Below are 16,149 nucleotides of genomic sequence, written 5' to 3'. Positions count from 1 at the left end.
TGCGAGCCAACGAGTTCGACATGACCCGCACCCATGAAATCCGCCCCGATCTGGACGAAGGCATCGACCGCAAGGTGCTGACCCAACTGCGCGCGCGTTTCATGACCCTCAATCAAGGCCGCATGGCCCGGGCCGTCGAGGGGCTGACGCCACGCCAGCAAAGCGTGCTGGCTTTGTTGCCGCTGTTTTTCCACGTCAATCACCCGCTGTTGCCAGGCTACGTCTCCAGCAGCACGCCGGCCGGGTTGTCGAATTTTGAACCGGACGCCCAGGCCCTGGCCGATGCCCAGCGCCTGACCCGCTCGTTTTCCTATAAACCGCGCCACGGTAACCCGCCTACGCCGATCCACGGTTTGTTCCTGATGGGCAGCCTGGGCACGCTGGCCCAGGCCGATCAAAGCGATATGGATGTGTGGGTGTGCCACGCCCCCGACCTGAGCGAGACCGAGCTGGCCGAGCTGCGCAAAAAGTGCCAACTGCTGGAAACCTGGGCCTTGGGCATGGGCGCCGAGGCGCATTTCTTCCTGATCGACCCGACGCGCTTTGTGTTGGGTGATCGCGATACACAATTGAGCTCCGACGACTGCGGCACCACCCAGCACTACCTGCTGTTGGATGAGTTCTATCGCACCGCGATCTGGCTGGCCGGACGCACGCCCATCTGGTGGTTGGTGCCGGTCTACGAAGAAAACCGCTACGCCGAGTTTACTCACGCACTGATTTCCAAGCGCTTTATCCGCGCCGATGAAACCCTCGACCTCGGCCATTTGGCTCATATTCCTCCGGGGGAATTTATTGGCGCCGGGCTGTGGCAACTGTTCAAGGGCATCGAGTCGCCCTATAAATCGGTGCTCAAGCTGCTGCTGACCGAGGTCTACGCCAGCGAACACCCGAAGGTGCAGTGCCTGAGCCTGCGCTTCAAACAGGCGGTGTTCAGCCATCAGGTAGACCTGGATGAGCTGGACCCGTACATCATGGTCTACCGCCGTATCGAGGAATACCTCAAGGCCCGCAACGAGCTGGAGCGCTTGGAACTGGTGCGCCGCAGCCTGTACCTGAAGGTCAACCGCAAACTCAGCGCCGGCCAGCGCACTGCTGGCTGGCAACGGCAGCTACTGGAACGCCTGGCGCATGAATGGGGGTGGGACACACGCCAACTGGCCCTGCTGGACAGCCGCAGCCAATGGAAAGTGCGCCAGGTCGCTTCCGAGCGCCGCGCCCTGGTCAATGAGTTGAACTACAGCTACCGCTTCCTCACCCAGTTCACACGCAGTGAACAGTCCGCCAGCCCGATCAATAAACGCGACCTCAATGTACTGGGCCGCCGTTTGTACGCGGCGTTCGAGCGCAAGGCCGGCAAGGTCGAGTTTATCAACCCCGGCATCGCCCCGGACCTGGCCGAAGACACTTTGACCCTGGTGCAGTCGCCCAACCGCAAGGAGCCGGGCCAGCACCATTGGGGCCTGTATAACGGCAACCTTACCGCTCTGGAGTGGGAACACTTCGCCCCGATCAAACGCAGCCGCGACCTGCTGGAAATGCTCACCTGGTGCCATCGCAACGGCGTGATCGACAGCAGCACCCGCCTGGCGCTGCACCCCGGCACCAGCGACATGACCGAGTTCGAGCTGTTCAACCTATTGGGCAGCCTGCAACAGACCATCGCCCTGCCCCTGTCCAGTGTCGATGAGAGCCGCTTGCTGCGCCCGGCAGTGCCGGAAGAGGTGCTGCTGCTGATCAACGTCGGGGTTGATCCGCTCAAGCATCATCGCGACCTGAATATCCTGATGACCACCGAGCGCACCGACTCCCTGAGCTATGCCGGCGTGCGCGACAATCTGGTGCTGACCCTGGACCAGGTCACGCTCAACAGCTGGAACGAAGTGATGGTCAGCCGCTATGACGGCCCCCACGCCCTGCTCGACTGCCTGCGCGACTACCTCAACCAACTGCCATCGAACCATCTGCCACGCCTACGGGTGCGCTGCTTCTGCCACAACCGGGCACAGTTCATTGCCCAGCGGGTGGAAGAGGTATTCGACACCGCGCAGCATCTGCTGCTCGGCCAGGGCAATCATCGCTACCTGCTCCAGGTGCAGCAGCATTATCACGTCATGGAACTGGTACCGGGCCAGGCCACCCATGTGTCACTGCCGACCCAGGACGCGCTGATCGCCTACCTCAGCGAGGAGCTGGCCAGCTACAGCCCGTGGCACCTGGACGCCATGGCCCTGGAAGACCACGACCTGGCGCTGCTGCTGCCCATGGGCCAAGCCGAGTGTGTGCAGGTGTTCTACCGGGTCAATGAAGGCTTCGCCGACGTCTACGTGCTCGACGAATTCAACGCGCTCTGGCAACAGCGCTTGCCGTTTCATGATGAGCAAAGCCTGTTGGCGCCGCTGCAGCGTTTTTTGCAATCGATCCTGTATCGCCGCGAAGCGCTATCGTCCCTGGACGCCCAGCAACCCGCGAGTGAGGTACAGATCCTGTACTACCAGCTGTTGCCATCGGGCAGTGGCCGGGCGCGCGGCGTGGAGCGACGGCCAGCCCCACAAGACCCTGCCAACAAGGCGTTTTATGACGTGCAGGCGATTATCGGCAAAGGCGCGCCAGGCCACGTAGGGATCACCCTGTACTGCAATCAGCGGGAGTTTTCCGAACTGGAATTTGGCGACCAGCTGTTTACGGTGGTCGCCCGGGAGATCGTCGGGCAACGTCGGGAAACCGAGCGTTACCGCTGCTATATCACTGACCTGGATCTGTCGGGGCTGCTCGGTGATGTGCAAAGCCCAAGCAATCTGTACCTGCGCTATAAAGCCGAACTGGAACAGTCACTCAATGCGGCCTTCAATCAGGTTTAGAGCGGGAAGGCGCCGCCATCTTTGGGCTGGCCTTCGACGCTGAGCAATTCCAGCTTCAGGGTCTTGCCGCCAGGCGCCGGCCAGTCGATGTGCTGGCCCACTTGCAGGCCGAGCAATGCGCTGCCCACGGGTGCCATGATCGAAATTTTGCCTTCGTCGGCGTTCGCGTGCTTGGGGTAGACCAACGTCAGGTGATAGTCCTTGCCGCTGCTTTGCTCACGGCAATGCACGCTGGAGTTCATGGTCACGACACCCGCAGGCACTTCATCGTGACCAACCACGTCTTCGGCGCGGTCGAGTTCGGCTTGCAATGCTTCGGCGCCGGGAGAGTTGTCGCCCAAGCGGTCGATCAGTTGCTCCAGACGCTGCACGTCAAGACGGGTAAGAATGATGGACGGTGCGGTGGTCATGATTCAGGCAGACTCCTTTTTTCTGCACAAAAAAGCAAAACCCCGCCAGGAAAAGGCGGGGTTCTCACGGACCTCGATGAATGGAGGTGTATCCGGACACTACCACAGCGACACAAATAAACAAGACGCCGTCAGGTGCTCGCCTTGCGCTGCTCGGCCTCTGCACAGATCACCCGGCGCCGCGCATCGTCGGCAGAGCGCCATTCCCGGATGTCTTCCACATGGCGGAAGCAGCCAAGGCAAACTTTCTGCTCGTCCAGGCGACACAAACTGATACAAGGTGACGGCACCGCCGGGCTGACATTGCTGAACAGCGGCTTGGGCGGGCGTACGGTTGCAGGCTCACTCACCATCAGATCTCGTCGAAATCCAGTTCGTCGCCGGTGTATTCCTGGACCAGGCGGGCGAGCATCTCACCCAGCAACTCTTCACTCTTGTCGCACTGCCACTTACCGCTTTCTTCGTCGTAATCGAAGTGAACGCCACCGGAGCGCGCCGCCAGCCACAGCTGACGCAGCGGCTCCTGGCGGCTGAAGATCAGTTGCTGGCCGCTCTCGAACTTGACGGTCAGCACACCGGCCGAGTTTTCCAGATCCACGTCCAGGCCGCTGTCATCGAAAATATCTTCCAGCCCCTGCTGGGTGGTATCCACCAGGTCGTGAAAACGGGCTTCGGTCAAACTCATTGTGGCAACCTCAAAAGTGTCTGGTTTTGCTCAAGCGCCGCACGATACGGGCGAGCTTCGCCGATTGCAAAGGATACTGATTTCATCACGGATGACGGTACGAAATATCCCCAGGCATCGTAGCCTGCTTCCCTACTGTCTCGGCAAACCCCCGCCGGACGGGTGTTGCGGCGCATAGGCAAGCTGGCGGGTGGTCGGTATACTCGGGCGCAATTAATGCATATTCAAGGATTTCGCCATGAAGCGCCTGATCTCTTCCCTTGCTGCGCTCGTCGCGGTCGCTTGCCTCGTTAGTGCCTGTGGCCAGAAAGGCCCGTTGTACCTGCCCGATGACAGCAAAGATCCAAACGAACAGGCGCAATCGTCGCAAAAGCCGTCAAAAGCCCATAAGCACGACACCTACTAAGCCAAGGGAAACTTATGGACGCTTTTAACTACCGGGACGGCGAGCTGTTCGCGGAAGGCGTGGCCTTGTCCGCGATTGCCCAGCGCTTCGGCACCCCGACCTATGTGTACTCGCGTGCGCATATCCAAGCCCAATACCGCTCGTTCACCGACGCGCTCGACGGCGTGCCGCACCTGGTGTGCTACGCAGTCAAGGCCAACTCCAACCTGGGTGTACTCAATGTCCTGGCGCGTCTTGGCGCTGGTTTTGACATCGTGTCCCGTGGCGAGCTGGAACGCGTACTGGCCGCCGGCGGCCAGGCGGACAAAATCGTCTTCTCCGGCGTCGGCAAGAGCCGCGACGACATGCGCCGCGCCCTGGAAGTCGGCGTGCACTGCTTCAATGTCGAATCCACCGATGAGCTGGAGCGCCTGCAAGTGGTCGCTGCCGAGATGGGCGTGCGTGCGCCGATCTCCCTGCGCGTCAACCCGGACGTCGACGCCGGCACCCACCCGTACATCTCCACCGGTCTCAAAGAGAACAAGTTCGGCATTGCCATCGCCGACGCCGAAGACGTGTACATCCGCGCCGCCCAACTGCCGAACCTGGAAGTGCTGGGTGTCGACTGCCATATCGGCTCGCAACTGACCACCCTGCCACCGTTCCTGGATGCCCTCGACCGCCTGCTGGGGTTGATCGACCGCCTGGGCGAGTGTGGCATCTACCTGCACCACATCGACCTCGGTGGTGGCGTGGGTGTGCGTTATCGCGATGAAGAGCCGCCGCTGATCGCCGACTATATCCAGGCCGTGCGCGAGCGCATCGAAGGCCGCGACCTGACGCTGATGTTCGAGCCAGGCCGCTACATCGTTGCCAACGCTGGCGTGTTGCTGACCCAGGTCGAGTACCTCAAGCACACCGAACACAAGGATTTCGCCATCGTCGATGCGGCGATGAACGACCTGATCCGCCCGGCGCTGTACCAGGCCTGGATGGATGTCACCGCCGTGACGCCGCGCGCAAGCGAAGCCCGCGCCTATGACATCGTCGGGCCGATCTGCGAGACCGGCGACTTCCTGGCCAAGGATCGTGAGTTGGCGCTTGAGGAAGGTGATCTGCTGGCCGTGCATTCGGCCGGTGCCTACGGGTTTGTCATGAGTTCCAACTACAACACCCGCGGGCGTACCGCCGAGGTGCTGGTGGACGGTGATCAAGCATTTGAAGTGCGTCGCCGCGAGACGGTAGCCGAGTTGTATGCTGGCGAAAGCCTGCTGCCGGAGTAAGCCATGCTGCTGCGTTTTACCAAGATGCACGGGCTGGGTAATGATTTCATGGTCCTCGACCTGGTCAGCCAGCACGCGCACATCCTGCCCAAGCACGCCAAACAGTGGGGCGATCGCCACACCGGGATCGGTTTCGACCAGTTGCTGCTGGTCGAGGCGCCGAGCAACCCGGAGGTGGATTTCCGCTACCGGATCTTTAACTCCGACGGCTCCGAAGTGGAACAGTGCGGCAACGGCGCGCGCTGCTTTGCGCGCTTTGTGCTCGACAAGCGTCTGACTGCCAAACGCCAGATTCGCGTCGAAACCAAAGGTGGCGTGATCGAACTGGACATCCGCAACGATGGCCAGATCAGCGTCAACATGGGCGCGCCGCGCCTGGTGCCGGCGGATATTCCGTTCCAGGCCACCGAGCAGGCCCTCAGTTACGCGTTGGACGTGGATGGCAAAACCGTGGAGATCGCCGCCGTGTCCATGGGCAACCCCCATGCAGTACTGCGGGTCACCGACATCAATAACGCCCCCGTGCACGAACTGGGGCCGAAGATCGAACATCACCCGCGCTTTCCGGCACGGGCCAATGTGGGCTTTTTGCAGGTAATCGACCGTAACCGTGCGCAATTGCGCGTATGGGAACGCGGCGTCGGCGAAACCCAGGCTTGCGGCACCGGTGCTTGCGCCGCTGCCGTGGCCGCGATCAGCCAGGGGTGGATGGATTCGCCGCTGTTGATCGACCTGCCCGGTGGACGTTTGTCCATCGAATGGGCAGGCCCTGGCCACCCGGTGATGATGACCGGGCCGGCCACGCGTGTATACGAAGGACAGGTCCGTCTATGAGTGAGCCAAGCTAATGACCGATAAGCCTCAAGTACCCGCACACGCAACCCCGAGTGAAAGCCTGGAGGCCGCTGCTGTCGCGGCGTACCTTGAGGCTAACCCGGACTTCTTCGTCGAACACGAAGAGCTGCTGCCGGCCCTGCGCATCCCTCACCAGCGCGGCGATACCGTATCGCTGGTGGAGCGGCAGATGAAGATCCTGCGCGAGCGCAATATTGAAATGCGCCACCGGCTCTCTCATCTGATGGACGTGGCCCGCGACAACGACCGCTTGTTCGACAAGACGCGCCGCCTGATTCTGACCCTGATGGATGCCACCAGCCTGGAAGAAACGGTGATCGCCGTGGAAGACAGCCTGCGTGAGGATTTCCAGGTGCCCTTCGTCAGCCTGATCCTGTTCAGCGACAACCCAATGCCGGTGGGTCGCTGGGTCACAGGTGGCGAGGCGCAGACGGCCATCGGCGGCCTGTTGTCCGAAGGCAAGACCGTCAGCGGCACCTTGCGCGAGCATGAACTGGACTTCCTGTTTGGCGCCGAACAGCGCAAGCAGATCGGTTCTACGGCCGTCATCGCCCTCAGCCATCAAGGCTTGCACGGGGTACTGGCCATCGCCAGCCGCGATCCGGCGCACTACAAAAGCTCGGTGGGCACGTTGTTCCTGACCTATATCGCCGAAGTGCTGGGCCGCGTCCTGCCACGCCACACCACCACCCTGCGCGCGGTGCGCTGATCATGGAGCGGCAACTGGACGCTTACTGCGCTCACCTGCGCAATGAGCGCCAGGTGTCGCCCCATACGCTGGAAGCCTATCGGCGGGACTTGAACAAGGTCCTGGCCTATTGCGAAAAACAGCACGTCAGCAGTTGGAAGGCCCTGGATATCCAGGCCCTGCGCAGCCTGATCGCTCGGTTGCATCTGCAGGGCCAATCCTCACGCAGCCTGTCTCGCCTGCTGTCGGCGGTGCGCGGCCTCTATCACTACCTCAATCGCGAAGGCCTGTGCGACCACGACCCGGCCAATGGCCTGTCACCGCCCAAAGGCGAACGGCGTCTGCCCAAGACCCTGGATACCGACCGCGCCCTGCAACTGCTCGACGGTGCCGTCGAGGATGACTTCCTGGCCCATCGCGACCAAGCCATCCTTGAGCTGTTCTATTCCTCGGGCCTGCGCCTGTCGGAGCTCACAGGCCTGAACCTCGATCAACTGGACCTCGCCGATGGCTTGGTGCAAGTGCTCGGCAAAGGCAGCAAGACCCGCGTACTGCCCGTGGGCAGGAAAGCCCGTGAAGCCTTGCAGCTATGGCTGCCGCTACGCCTGCTGACCAACCCGGCAGACGATGCCGTATTTGTCAGCCAGCAAGGCCGGCGCCTGGGGCCACGGGCGATCCAGCTGCGGGTCAAGGCCGCCGGCGAGCGGGAGCTGGGGCAGAATCTGCACCCGCACATGTTGCGTCACTCCTTTGCCAGCCACCTGCTCGAATCCTCCCAAGACTTGCGCGCCGTGCAGGAACTGCTCGGGCACTCGGATATCAAGACCACGCAGATCTACACCCACCTCGACTTCCAGCACCTGGCAACGGTGTACGACAGCGCCCATCCACGGGCCAAACGCATCAAGGGCGGCGACTCATGAGTATCAAGCTGATCACCTTCGACCTGGACGACACCCTCTGGGACAACGTACCCGTCATCATCAGCGCCGAAGCGTCGATGCGCGAATGGCTGGCAGTTCACGCATCCAAGGTTGGCGAGCTGCCCCTTGAGCATTTTGCCAGCCTGCGCCAGCAGATGCTGCAGCGTCATCCCGAACTGAAGCACCGCATCAGCCTGCTGCGCCATCGCGTGCTAATGCATGCGTTCGAGGAGGCCGGTTATCCCCAGCCTGAGGCCACAGAGATGGCGGACGTGTGCTTCGAAGCGTTCATCCACGCACGTCACCAACTCACCGTGTTCCCGGAAGCCGAGCCGATGCTCAAGGCGCTGCGCCAGCACTTCCTGCTGGGGGTGATCACCAATGGCAATGCCGATGTGCAGCGCGTGGGCCTGGCGGACTATTTTCACTTTGCCCTGCGCGCTGAAGATATCGGCATCGCCAAGCCGGATGCACGGCTGTTTCAGGAGGCGCTGCAACGTGGCGGTGTGGACGCCAGCGCGGCTGTGCATGTGGGCGATCATCCTGGGGATGACATTGCCGGCGCGCAGCAGGCGGGGCTGCGGGCGGTGTGGTTCAACCCCACGGGCAAGGCCTGGGAAGGTGACAAGCACCCGGATGCGCAGATTCGCAGCCTGACGGAGTTGCCGCCCTTGCTGAGTCGCTGGAGCTAACACTGACCCAAAATGTGGGAGCTGGCTTGCCTGCGATAGCGGTGGGTCAGTCAACACAGGGCTCGCAGATAGACCGCTATCGCAGGCAAGCCAGCTCCCACAGGGTATTGCAGCGAACTGGTAAATTGCTCCAGACATGAAAAAGCCCGCAGCGACGGCGGGCTTTTTCTTACAAGCAGGAGGCAGACCTCAGATAGGTCGGCTGCCGTACTTGTTATCCGGCTTCTTCGGTGGATCAGCCACCACGTTGGCCTCGACTTCCTGCACTTTGCCGCCTTTAGCGAGGAACTCTTCCATCGCACGGGCCAGGGCATCGCGCTCTTTGTTCTTGGCTTCAACACTCGGCAACTCGTCTACCGAAACAGCCGCCTTGGCTTTGCCTTTGGCTTTGGGAGCCGCGTCATCGCCAACACTGTCATCGGCATCTTCCGCAACGTCGTCAGCCGCTACTGCTTCAAGACCGTCTTCGGTGTCGTCTTCATCACCTACTTCGAGGTCGTCTTGTTCCAGATCATCGTCGCTCATGTTCTACCTCATGACTTGCGAAAAGCAGATTAGTTATAGCCCAGCTTCACCCTCTGTCGAGGCCGCTGGAAAAAAATCAACATCCACAGGATTCCCTATGGCTTATGCCCCTTCACCGTGCAAGGTGGCGAGGACTTTACGAGCACCGCCATGATCACGGTGCTCGCCCAGATAAACACCTTGCCAGGTCCCTATCGCCAAGCGGCCGGCCTTGACCGGCAAACTCAGCTGGCAGCCCAGCAGACTGGCCTTGAAGTGCGCCGGCAGATCATCCGGACCTTCGTCGTTATGTTCAAACCCTGCGCGACCTTGTGGCACCAGCAGGTTGAAAAAACGCTCGAAGTCACGGCGAACCGCCGGGTCGGCATTCTCGTTGACGGTCAACGAGGCCGAGGTGTGCTGCAGCCACAGATGCAACAGGCCCACACGGCACGCCTTCAATTCAGGCAAGCCGGCAAGCAACTCGTCCGTTACCAAGTGAAAGCCCCGGGGCTTGGCCCGCAGGGTAATCAGGGTCTGTTGCCACATACAGTTCTCCGCCCATCGGCGCGCATTCTAGCGCGCTCTGAGAAAAAACAAAGGGCCGAATACGCCTTCATGCCTGTAAGACATTTGCACCCTTAGAAGTGCTGTGTGGATCCCATCACAAAGTCGATAAAAAACCCATGCACCTTTAGCCACAGACAAACGCCAGGCAAAAAAATGCCCGGCAAGCCGGGCATGTTTTTTTCGCCTGGTTACAAGTTGTAGCCGCGCTCGTTGTGTTGCGCCAGGTCGAGGCCAACCGCCTCTTCTTCCTCGGTGACACGCAGGCCCATGACCATGTCGAGCACCTTGAGGATGACGTAGGTCACGATCGCCGTGTAGATCACGGTGAAGCCCACCCCTTTGCACTGGATCCATACTTGGGCTGCGATGTCGGTCACGGTGCCGAAGCCGCCCAGTGCAGGGGCTGCGAACACACCTGTGAGGATCGCACCGACGATACCGCCGATACCGTGCACGCCGAAAGCGTCCAGGGAGTCGTCATAACCCAGCTTGCGCTTGAGGCTGGTCGCGCAGAAGAAGCACACCACACCAGCGACCAGGCCAATCACCAGAGCGCCCATCGGGCCCACGGTGCCCGCTGCTGGCGTCACGGCGACGAGGCCGGCGACCACGCCCGAGGCGATACCCAGCGCGCTTGGCTTGCCGTGGGTGATCCACTCGGCAAACATCCAGCCCAAGGCCGCAGCTGCTGTAGCGATTTGAGTTACCAGCATCGCCATGCCCGCGGTGCCGTTGGCCGCCGCGGCGGAACCGGCGTTGAAGCCAAACCAGCCGATCCACAGCATGGCCGCGCCCACCAGGGTATAGCCCAGGTTATGCGGGGCCATTGGGGTGGTCGGGAAGCCTTTGCGCTTGCCGAGCACGATGCACGCCACCAAGCCAGCCACACCCGCATTGATGTGCACGACGGTGCCGCCAGCGAAGTCCAGCACGCCCCAGTCCCACATCAGGCCGCCGTTGCCGCTCCAGACCATGTGCGCAATCGGCGCATAGACCAGGGTGAACCAGATAGCCATGAAGATCAGCATCGCGGAGAACTTCATACGCTCAGCGAAAGCACCAACGATCAGCGCCGGGGTAATGATGGCAAAGGTCATCTGGAAGGTGATGAACACGGCTTCCGGAAACAGCGCCGCCGGCCCGGTGATGCTGGCCGGGGTGACACCTGCCAGGAACGCCTTGCCCATGCCGCCAAAGAAGGAATTGAAGTTGACCACGCCCTGTTCCATACCGGTGGTATCGAACGCGATGCTGTAGCCGTAAACGACCCAGAGGATGCTGATCAGGCCAGTGATGGCGAAGCACTGCATCATCACCGACAGAATGTTCTTGGAGCGGACCATGCCGCCGTAGAACAGCGCCAGGCCAGGGATGGTCATGAACAGCACCAGCGCGGTGGCAGTGAGCATCCAGGCGGTGTCGCCGGAGTTGAGGACTGGAGCAGCCACTTCATCTGCCGCCATGGCCAGGCTAGGCATTACGATGGACAGCAGGGCTCCGAGCCCTGCGAATTTACGCAGAGTCATATTGTTTTCTCCTGGGGCGTTGGGGTTTGGCGGCTTAGATTGCGTCGGTATCGGTTTCGCCGGTACGGATGCGAATAGCCTGTTCCAGATTGACCACGAAGATCTTGCCGTCACCGATCTTGCCGGTGTTGGCCGCCTTGGTTATCGCCTCGATAACCCGGTCAAGATCTTTGTCGTCAATGGCGACATCGATCTTCACCTTCGGCAGGAAATCGACCACGTATTCCGCGCCGCGATACAGCTCGGTATGACCCTTCTGCCGACCGAAGCCCTTGACCTCAGTAACGGTAATGCCCTGCACGCCGATCTCGGACAGTGACTCGCGAACATCGTCCAACTTGAACGGCTTGATGATGGCAGTGACTAGCTTCATGAAAACTCTCTCCCGAATTTGGTGGACTTGCCCCAGGAAAACAAACCCGTCTCAAGTCTAAGCGCAGTGCCTGGCTTTGTAACGCATCGTCGCCTCGGCATTTGCCGTCGCGACGCCAGCGAACCACTGGTGACGAGCCCTGTACCCGGATCCGTCGGCGCACTGCATTCGTCACAGCGACTGCATCAGTGCATGGGTCATGATCGTCTAAGCAGAAACCTTGCCAGCTCCGTAAAAACCACTGAAATCAATCCATTGCCCGCTTGTGCCCACCTACGGGGCGCCTGCGCGGCCGCAATGCGCATCAAAACAGTGCGCGGCCGCCCGCCCCAATGCGCGAAAACCGTGCGCAGCAGGGCGTAAAAATGACTATAGACGCTGCGTGATACACTGCCGGCCAACTGTTTTCCGGAATATGTCCAATGCTCGCGCCCAAAGACTTCCTCGACGCCCTGAGCGGCCACGCCTCTCGCCTGTTCAGCGGCGACACCCCACTGCCCCGCAATGAAATCGAAAGCCAGTTCAAGGCTTTGCTACAGAGTGGTTTCAGCAAGCTCGACCTGGTCAGCCGGGAAGAGTTTGACAGCCAGATGGTGGTGCTGGCCCGCACACGTGCGCGGCTGGAGAGCCTGGAGGCGAAGGTGGCTGAACTTGAAGCCCGGTTCACGCCACCTTCTGCTGAGTGAACGCGATTGTTGTGGGAGCTGGCTTGCCTGCTCCCACACTTGTTTTGCGTTGCCGCCCGGATACGTTCTGTAAAACCTCCCCCGCCCCGCTCCATCCCACCTCGTCTACCCTTGAAAAAACCGCAGGAAGCGGCCCTCCCATTCAAGGAACGAGCATGTCCCTCGCCATTGTCCACAGCCGCGCCCAGGTCGGTGTGGAAGCCCCAGCCGTCACTGTCGAAGTGCATATGGCCAATGGCCTGCCGTCTCTCACCTTGGTGGGTTTGCCCGAAACCGCAGTGAAGGAAAGCAAGGACCGCGTGCGCAGTGCCATCCTCAACTCGGCGCTGCAATATCCGGCCCGGCGCATCACACTCAATCTTGCGCCCGCCGACCTGCCCAAGGACGGCGGGCGTTTTGATCTGGCGATTGCCCTGGGCATCCTGGCGGCCAGTGTGCAAGTGCCGGCGTTGATGCTCGATGACGTGGAATGCCTAGGGGAATTGGCGCTGTCCGGCGAGGTGCGCGCGGTGAAGGGGGTATTGCCGGCCGCGCTGGCAGCGCGCAAGGCCGGGCGCACCGTGATAGTGCCGCGCGCCAATGCCGAGGAGGCGTGCCTGGCGTCGGGGTTGAAGGTGATTGCGGTGGATCACTTGCTGCAAGTTGTGGCGCACTTGAATGGGCACGCGCCGATTGAGCCATACAGGTCCGACGGCTTGCTGTACTTGAACAAGCCTTACCCGGACCTGAGTGAAGTACAGGGCCAACTCGCGGCCAAGCGTGCATTGCTGATCGCGGCGGCGGGCGCGCATAACCTGTTGTTCAGCGGGCCACCGGGCACCGGCAAGACTTTATTGGCCAGCCGGCTGCCGGGCTTGCTGCCGCCGTTGAGCGAGCAGGAAGCACTTGAAGTGGCCGCTATCCAATCCGTAGTCAGCCTGGCCCCTCTGAGTCATTGGCCTAACCGCCCGTTCCGTCAGCCACACCACTCGGCATCCGGGCCGGCGCTGGTGGGTGGCGGCTGTCGGTTTTTGAAATAGATGCGACTTTTTTGAAATTAATGCGACTGGCGTACTGTGTGCCGCTCTTAGTCTCGACTAACGATGCTGGAGGCTCAATCGTCGGCGCCAGTGGACATTAATGCGACTGGCTTTTGACCAGTGTCAACAGCCCCCCGCTATCACAAGCCACTATTGACGCGCAGCTGCAATAATCAGTTGCCACTTCACCCCTTGATTTACCGTAGTGAACTCGCGCTGGTCACCGCTGTTGATGGTGAAACTACTGGACTGGTCGTATCCCTCACTGACAGGCCTTTGTACTTCAACATCACCAAACATTTTCTTATCGAAACGGATCAGTTTTTTGTAGTCGAAAACGTACTTAACTAGGATCTGCCCGTCGCTTGTGACCCTTGGAGTGAACACTGCACTGACACCTTCGGCAAACGTCCCAGATTTGGGCCACCACTTACCACCACTCTTGACTGCAGATTCGATGAATCCAATTTGTGTAAGCTCTTGATAAGGCGCCGGTACACCGTTTTGTCCGGACAAATCAAACCTCTTGACCGTCTTACCGTCACGAGTGAGCTCAGCAGACACGGAAATCATCTCGGACGCTGGAGCCGCTTGTGCGGCAGTTGTTATTGCTGCAATTACAGCAAACAGAACTGCTTTCAATTTCATGGATCTTCCTTGGTAAAAAAAGGGGCGAAATGCCACCCCCGTACTGGCTTAACCCCGTCGAGCGGCGCTAAGAAGTGAACAAGTACTCTGCTGTTAATCGTTTTGGCTCCGGAAGTTTTTTCACCAACTGAGTCCGAGTAAGTTAGTTCACTCTGCCATCATCACAGTGATTGGCGGGATCTCCTAACAGCAATTAGCCGCTCGCTTTGGGGAAAACCCAACCGAAATATGATCACCGATCCTGGCATGCTCTTCACCTCCGCCACGCACTGATGCAGGCTCATGATCGACCGAACAATCGCCAGGCCTAACCCGGTGCTACCCTGCGAGCGGGAGCGACTACTGTCGACTCGATAGAACCTATCGAACAGATGCGGTAGTTGTTGCGCTTCAATTCCTGCACCGGAATTGCTTACCAGAAGCGAAACTTGGGTCGCTCCTTGTTCAATCAGCAACGAATCGAGTTTTCTACACGCCTCTAGAGCATCACCAAAACACCTTAACGGCTCGCAAAGTCAGGTTCTTCACTGAGGTTCCATGGAAGTTTTGAAGACTCGTAAGCTTGAACACGCGGCCGGACTACGTCTTTCAGCGCTCGGACCACCTGACGCTGATGTAGCACCTGAGCATCATCAACACCGAGCAACTCCCTTGCCACCCTGTCGGCAGCACGAGCGTCGGACATCCCCTCAGCAACAAGGTCCCAACAAGCCAGCCCGGCAATCATCGGCCTAGCGCTGGTGAAGGCCCCCATGAGTTCATGGCTTTCGGGCGGATCCGTCATCAAATCGAGCAAAAGCCTCTCGCCACGGCCTTCAGAATCGCAGTCCTCGTATGGTTGGTAAACACCACGGTTTAGTCTCTCAACCATTCGTAAAGCTTTGGCCCCGCGTTGCGTGATACGGAGCAGAGCCTCTATCTGCCTCATAGGGGGAAGAGGTTTTAAAAGGTCAAACTCCAATACAACCCGGTCTTTTAGTTCATGGCCGTCAATGGTGACTTCATGCTCGTCAGTCGTGTATGCATAAACACCCCGTGGCCGTACACGCTCAGGAAAGCGGACGGGCGCCTGGAGGGAAGAGATTGTGTTCACCGGGTCTCCGACTCTTATCGTCGGCTCCTCTTCACCTTCAAACTTCAACTCTTCGGTTGCTATCACAGGCCTGCACTCTCCATGAGTTGAAAATCTTCCTCTTGCGTTTAGCTCTTGGCGACCTTTGGTTGAAATAATGTAGGACCACCAGTCATGGAGCAACGCAAGATCAGTCTCGATCGAGAAATCCGAAAGCCAAAAGCCGCGATAATGGTCGAGATTGTTCTTGATGACCCAAGCTCGCCTACCAAACTCTTTCGTTGCCTTTTTTATCAACTCTGCATGTTGGGGATCGCTCACCCTATTCAACATGTGCTTTCCGAATTGGACAATGTTGAGGACTACTTCTTCTCCGCCTTCACAAGGCTCGTCCAACTCGCTCGAGAAACTCCCAAAAAACGACTCGAGCTCTGCTCTCAGCCCCAAGAGCTGGGAAAAAACGTCACCTTGGCATAGGCGAGCTTTTCGCTTGGCGATCTCAATCCAGAACAGGCGTTCTAGGCCATCCTTTACCCACAGCTCGGATTCCGTATATTCAGCTTTCGGCATTTGTCAACTCTAATTTGGGTCATCCCCGTTTGGAATAGCATCGAGTTCGGGGCAATCGTAATCTCTCAATCGCCAAGCAGTTTAGTGAAAACCTTGGCTTCCATTAACCGGCAGACGGAGATTACCTATGCCTATACTCGCTCCAGGGTTCCGAGAACTGAACCATAAACGCATCACTCAGCTTGCTAAAGAAGGTTTGAGTCCTCAAACGATTGCAGGGGTCATCCGTGACGAGACGCAATCAGATGTGAAGCTAAACGCCGCTGACATTCCCCCCTCTGGCAGGATAGTTGTCACCCTCCAGTTTTCCCCAGATAGGCGGTAAAGGACACCGATGTGGCCCGTTATTCCCATGAGCGAAAAGAAGCCGTGCTGAGCAAGTTGTTGCCGCCTTACAAC

At 59.6% G+C, this 16,149-nt stretch carries 17 protein-coding genes and 2 pseudogenes; 9 read left to right on the top strand and 10 right to left on the bottom strand.

The genetic code is table 11. The annotated features are described in order from the left end of the window. Positions 1-20 precede the first annotated feature (20 nt). Positions 21-2,861 carry a class I adenylate cyclase gene (locus TX24_RS08980; protein ID WP_057710198.1) on the top strand — a complete coding sequence of 947 codons (2,841 nt, stop codon included), beginning with the start codon at positions 21-23 and terminating at the stop codon, positions 2,859-2,861. On the opposite strand, the gene rnk is transcribed toward TX24_RS08980, so the two are convergent. The 3 genes from rnk to cyaY all read right to left on the bottom strand — a co-directional run bounded on the left by rnk (position 2,858) and on the right by cyaY (position 3,956). Further along, on the bottom strand, positions 2,858-3,271 hold the full coding sequence (gene rnk, locus TX24_RS08975; RefSeq protein ID WP_003195408.1) for a nucleoside diphosphate kinase regulator: 414 nt from the start codon (positions 3,269-3,271) through the stop codon (positions 2,858-2,860). The genes TX24_RS08980 and rnk overlap by 4 nt on opposite strands. A gap of 131 nt (positions 3,272-3,402) precedes the next feature. Next, positions 3,403-3,621, bottom strand: coding sequence for a DUF1289 domain-containing protein (locus TX24_RS08970; RefSeq protein WP_032897694.1), 219 nt, complete (start codon positions 3,619-3,621; stop codon positions 3,403-3,405). A 2-nt stretch (positions 3,622-3,623) separates the two neighbouring features. Continuing rightward, complete coding sequence (gene cyaY / locus TX24_RS08965) at positions 3,624-3,956, bottom strand: iron donor protein CyaY (RefSeq protein WP_003195412.1); 333 nt, start codon at positions 3,954-3,956, stop codon at positions 3,624-3,626. 238 nt (positions 3,957-4,194) lie between these two features. On the opposite strand from cyaY, the gene lptM reads away from it, so the two are divergent. The 6 genes from lptM to TX24_RS08940 are packed head-to-tail and all read left to right on the top strand — an operon-like array spanning position 4,195 to position 8,782. After that, positions 4,195-4,362 (top strand): LPS translocon maturation chaperone LptM, encoded by a 168-nt coding sequence (gene lptM / locus TX24_RS30590; RefSeq protein WP_003195417.1) that lies wholly within the window; start codon positions 4,195-4,197, stop codon positions 4,360-4,362. 14 nt (positions 4,363-4,376) lie between these two features. Next, entirely contained in the window at positions 4,377-5,624 is a 1,248-nt protein-coding gene (gene lysA, locus TX24_RS08960; protein ID WP_057710197.1) for a diaminopimelate decarboxylase, read from the top strand. Positions 5,625-5,627: 3 nt separating this feature from the next. Beyond that, positions 5,628-6,458 carry a diaminopimelate epimerase gene (dapF, locus tag TX24_RS08955; protein ID WP_003195419.1) on the top strand — a complete coding sequence of 277 codons (831 nt, stop codon included), beginning with the start codon at positions 5,628-5,630 and terminating at the stop codon, positions 6,456-6,458. A gap of 13 nt (positions 6,459-6,471) precedes the next feature. Then, positions 6,472-7,188 carry a DUF484 family protein gene (locus TX24_RS08950; protein ID WP_014720458.1) on the top strand — a complete coding sequence of 239 codons (717 nt, stop codon included), beginning with the start codon at positions 6,472-6,474 and terminating at the stop codon, positions 7,186-7,188. A gap of 2 nt (positions 7,189-7,190) precedes the next feature. Further along, a complete protein-coding gene (xerC, locus tag TX24_RS08945) occupies positions 7,191-8,090 on the top strand; it encodes a tyrosine recombinase XerC (RefSeq protein WP_003195423.1) in 900 nt (299 codons plus the stop codon). Then, positions 8,087-8,782 carry an HAD family hydrolase gene (locus TX24_RS08940; RefSeq protein ID WP_057710196.1) on the top strand — a complete coding sequence of 232 codons (696 nt, stop codon included), beginning with the start codon at positions 8,087-8,089 and terminating at the stop codon, positions 8,780-8,782. Before xerC ends, TX24_RS08940 begins: the two co-directional genes overlap by 4 nt. A gap of 189 nt (positions 8,783-8,971) precedes the next feature. Here the strand turns inward: TX24_RS08940 and sutA are convergent, their stop codons facing one another. From sutA to glnK, 4 genes are all read right to left on the bottom strand, one after another. Continuing rightward, positions 8,972-9,307 (bottom strand): transcriptional regulator SutA, encoded by a 336-nt coding sequence (sutA, locus tag TX24_RS08935; protein WP_003195427.1) that lies wholly within the window; start codon positions 9,305-9,307, stop codon positions 8,972-8,974. A gap of 102 nt (positions 9,308-9,409) precedes the next feature. Beyond that, the gene (locus TX24_RS08930; RefSeq protein ID WP_003195429.1) at positions 9,410-9,835 is read right to left on the bottom strand and encodes a secondary thiamine-phosphate synthase enzyme YjbQ; all 426 of its coding nucleotides are present in this window, start codon (positions 9,833-9,835) and stop codon (positions 9,410-9,412) included. A 209-nt stretch (positions 9,836-10,044) separates the two neighbouring features. Next, entirely contained in the window at positions 10,045-11,382 is a 1,338-nt protein-coding gene (locus tag TX24_RS08925; protein ID WP_020302863.1) for an ammonium transporter, read from the bottom strand. Positions 11,383-11,416: 34 nt separating this feature from the next. Beyond that, positions 11,417-11,755, bottom strand: coding sequence for a P-II family nitrogen regulator (glnK, locus tag TX24_RS08920; protein WP_002555808.1), 339 nt, complete (start codon positions 11,753-11,755; stop codon positions 11,417-11,419). A gap of 422 nt (positions 11,756-12,177) precedes the next feature. On the opposite strand from glnK, the gene TX24_RS08915 reads away from it, so the two are divergent. Continuing rightward, on the top strand, positions 12,178-12,441 hold the full coding sequence (locus tag TX24_RS08915) for an accessory factor UbiK family protein (RefSeq protein WP_057710195.1): 264 nt from the start codon (positions 12,178-12,180) through the stop codon (positions 12,439-12,441). A 155-nt stretch (positions 12,442-12,596) separates the two neighbouring features. Beyond that, positions 12,597-13,448 (top strand): annotated as a pseudogene (locus TX24_RS08910) (YifB family Mg chelatase-like AAA ATPase); the annotation flags it as partial. A gap of 162 nt (positions 13,449-13,610) precedes the next feature. Here the strand turns inward: TX24_RS08910 and TX24_RS08905 are convergent. From TX24_RS08905 to TX24_RS08900, 3 genes and pseudogenes are all read right to left on the bottom strand, one after another. Further along, positions 13,611-14,108, bottom strand: coding sequence for a hypothetical protein (locus TX24_RS08905; RefSeq protein WP_057710194.1), 498 nt, complete (start codon positions 14,106-14,108; stop codon positions 13,611-13,613). 161 nt (positions 14,109-14,269) lie between these two features. Further along, a pseudogene (locus tag TX24_RS30585) lies at positions 14,270-14,569 on the bottom strand (ATP-binding protein); the annotation flags it as partial. Between the two features lie 38 nt (positions 14,570-14,607). After that, complete coding sequence (locus TX24_RS08900) at positions 14,608-15,750, bottom strand: hypothetical protein (RefSeq protein WP_057710193.1); 1,143 nt, start codon at positions 15,748-15,750, stop codon at positions 14,608-14,610. Between the last annotated feature and the right edge of the window lie 399 nt (positions 15,751-16,149).

Origin of the sequence: Pseudomonas lactis (genome assembly GCF_001439845.1) — a bacterium.
Lineage (GTDB): Bacteria > Pseudomonadota > Gammaproteobacteria > Pseudomonadales > Pseudomonadaceae > Aquipseudomonas > Aquipseudomonas lactis.
The sequence above is the reverse complement of the archived record's forward strand: the minus strand, read 5'-3'. Positions and strand labels throughout refer to the sequence as shown.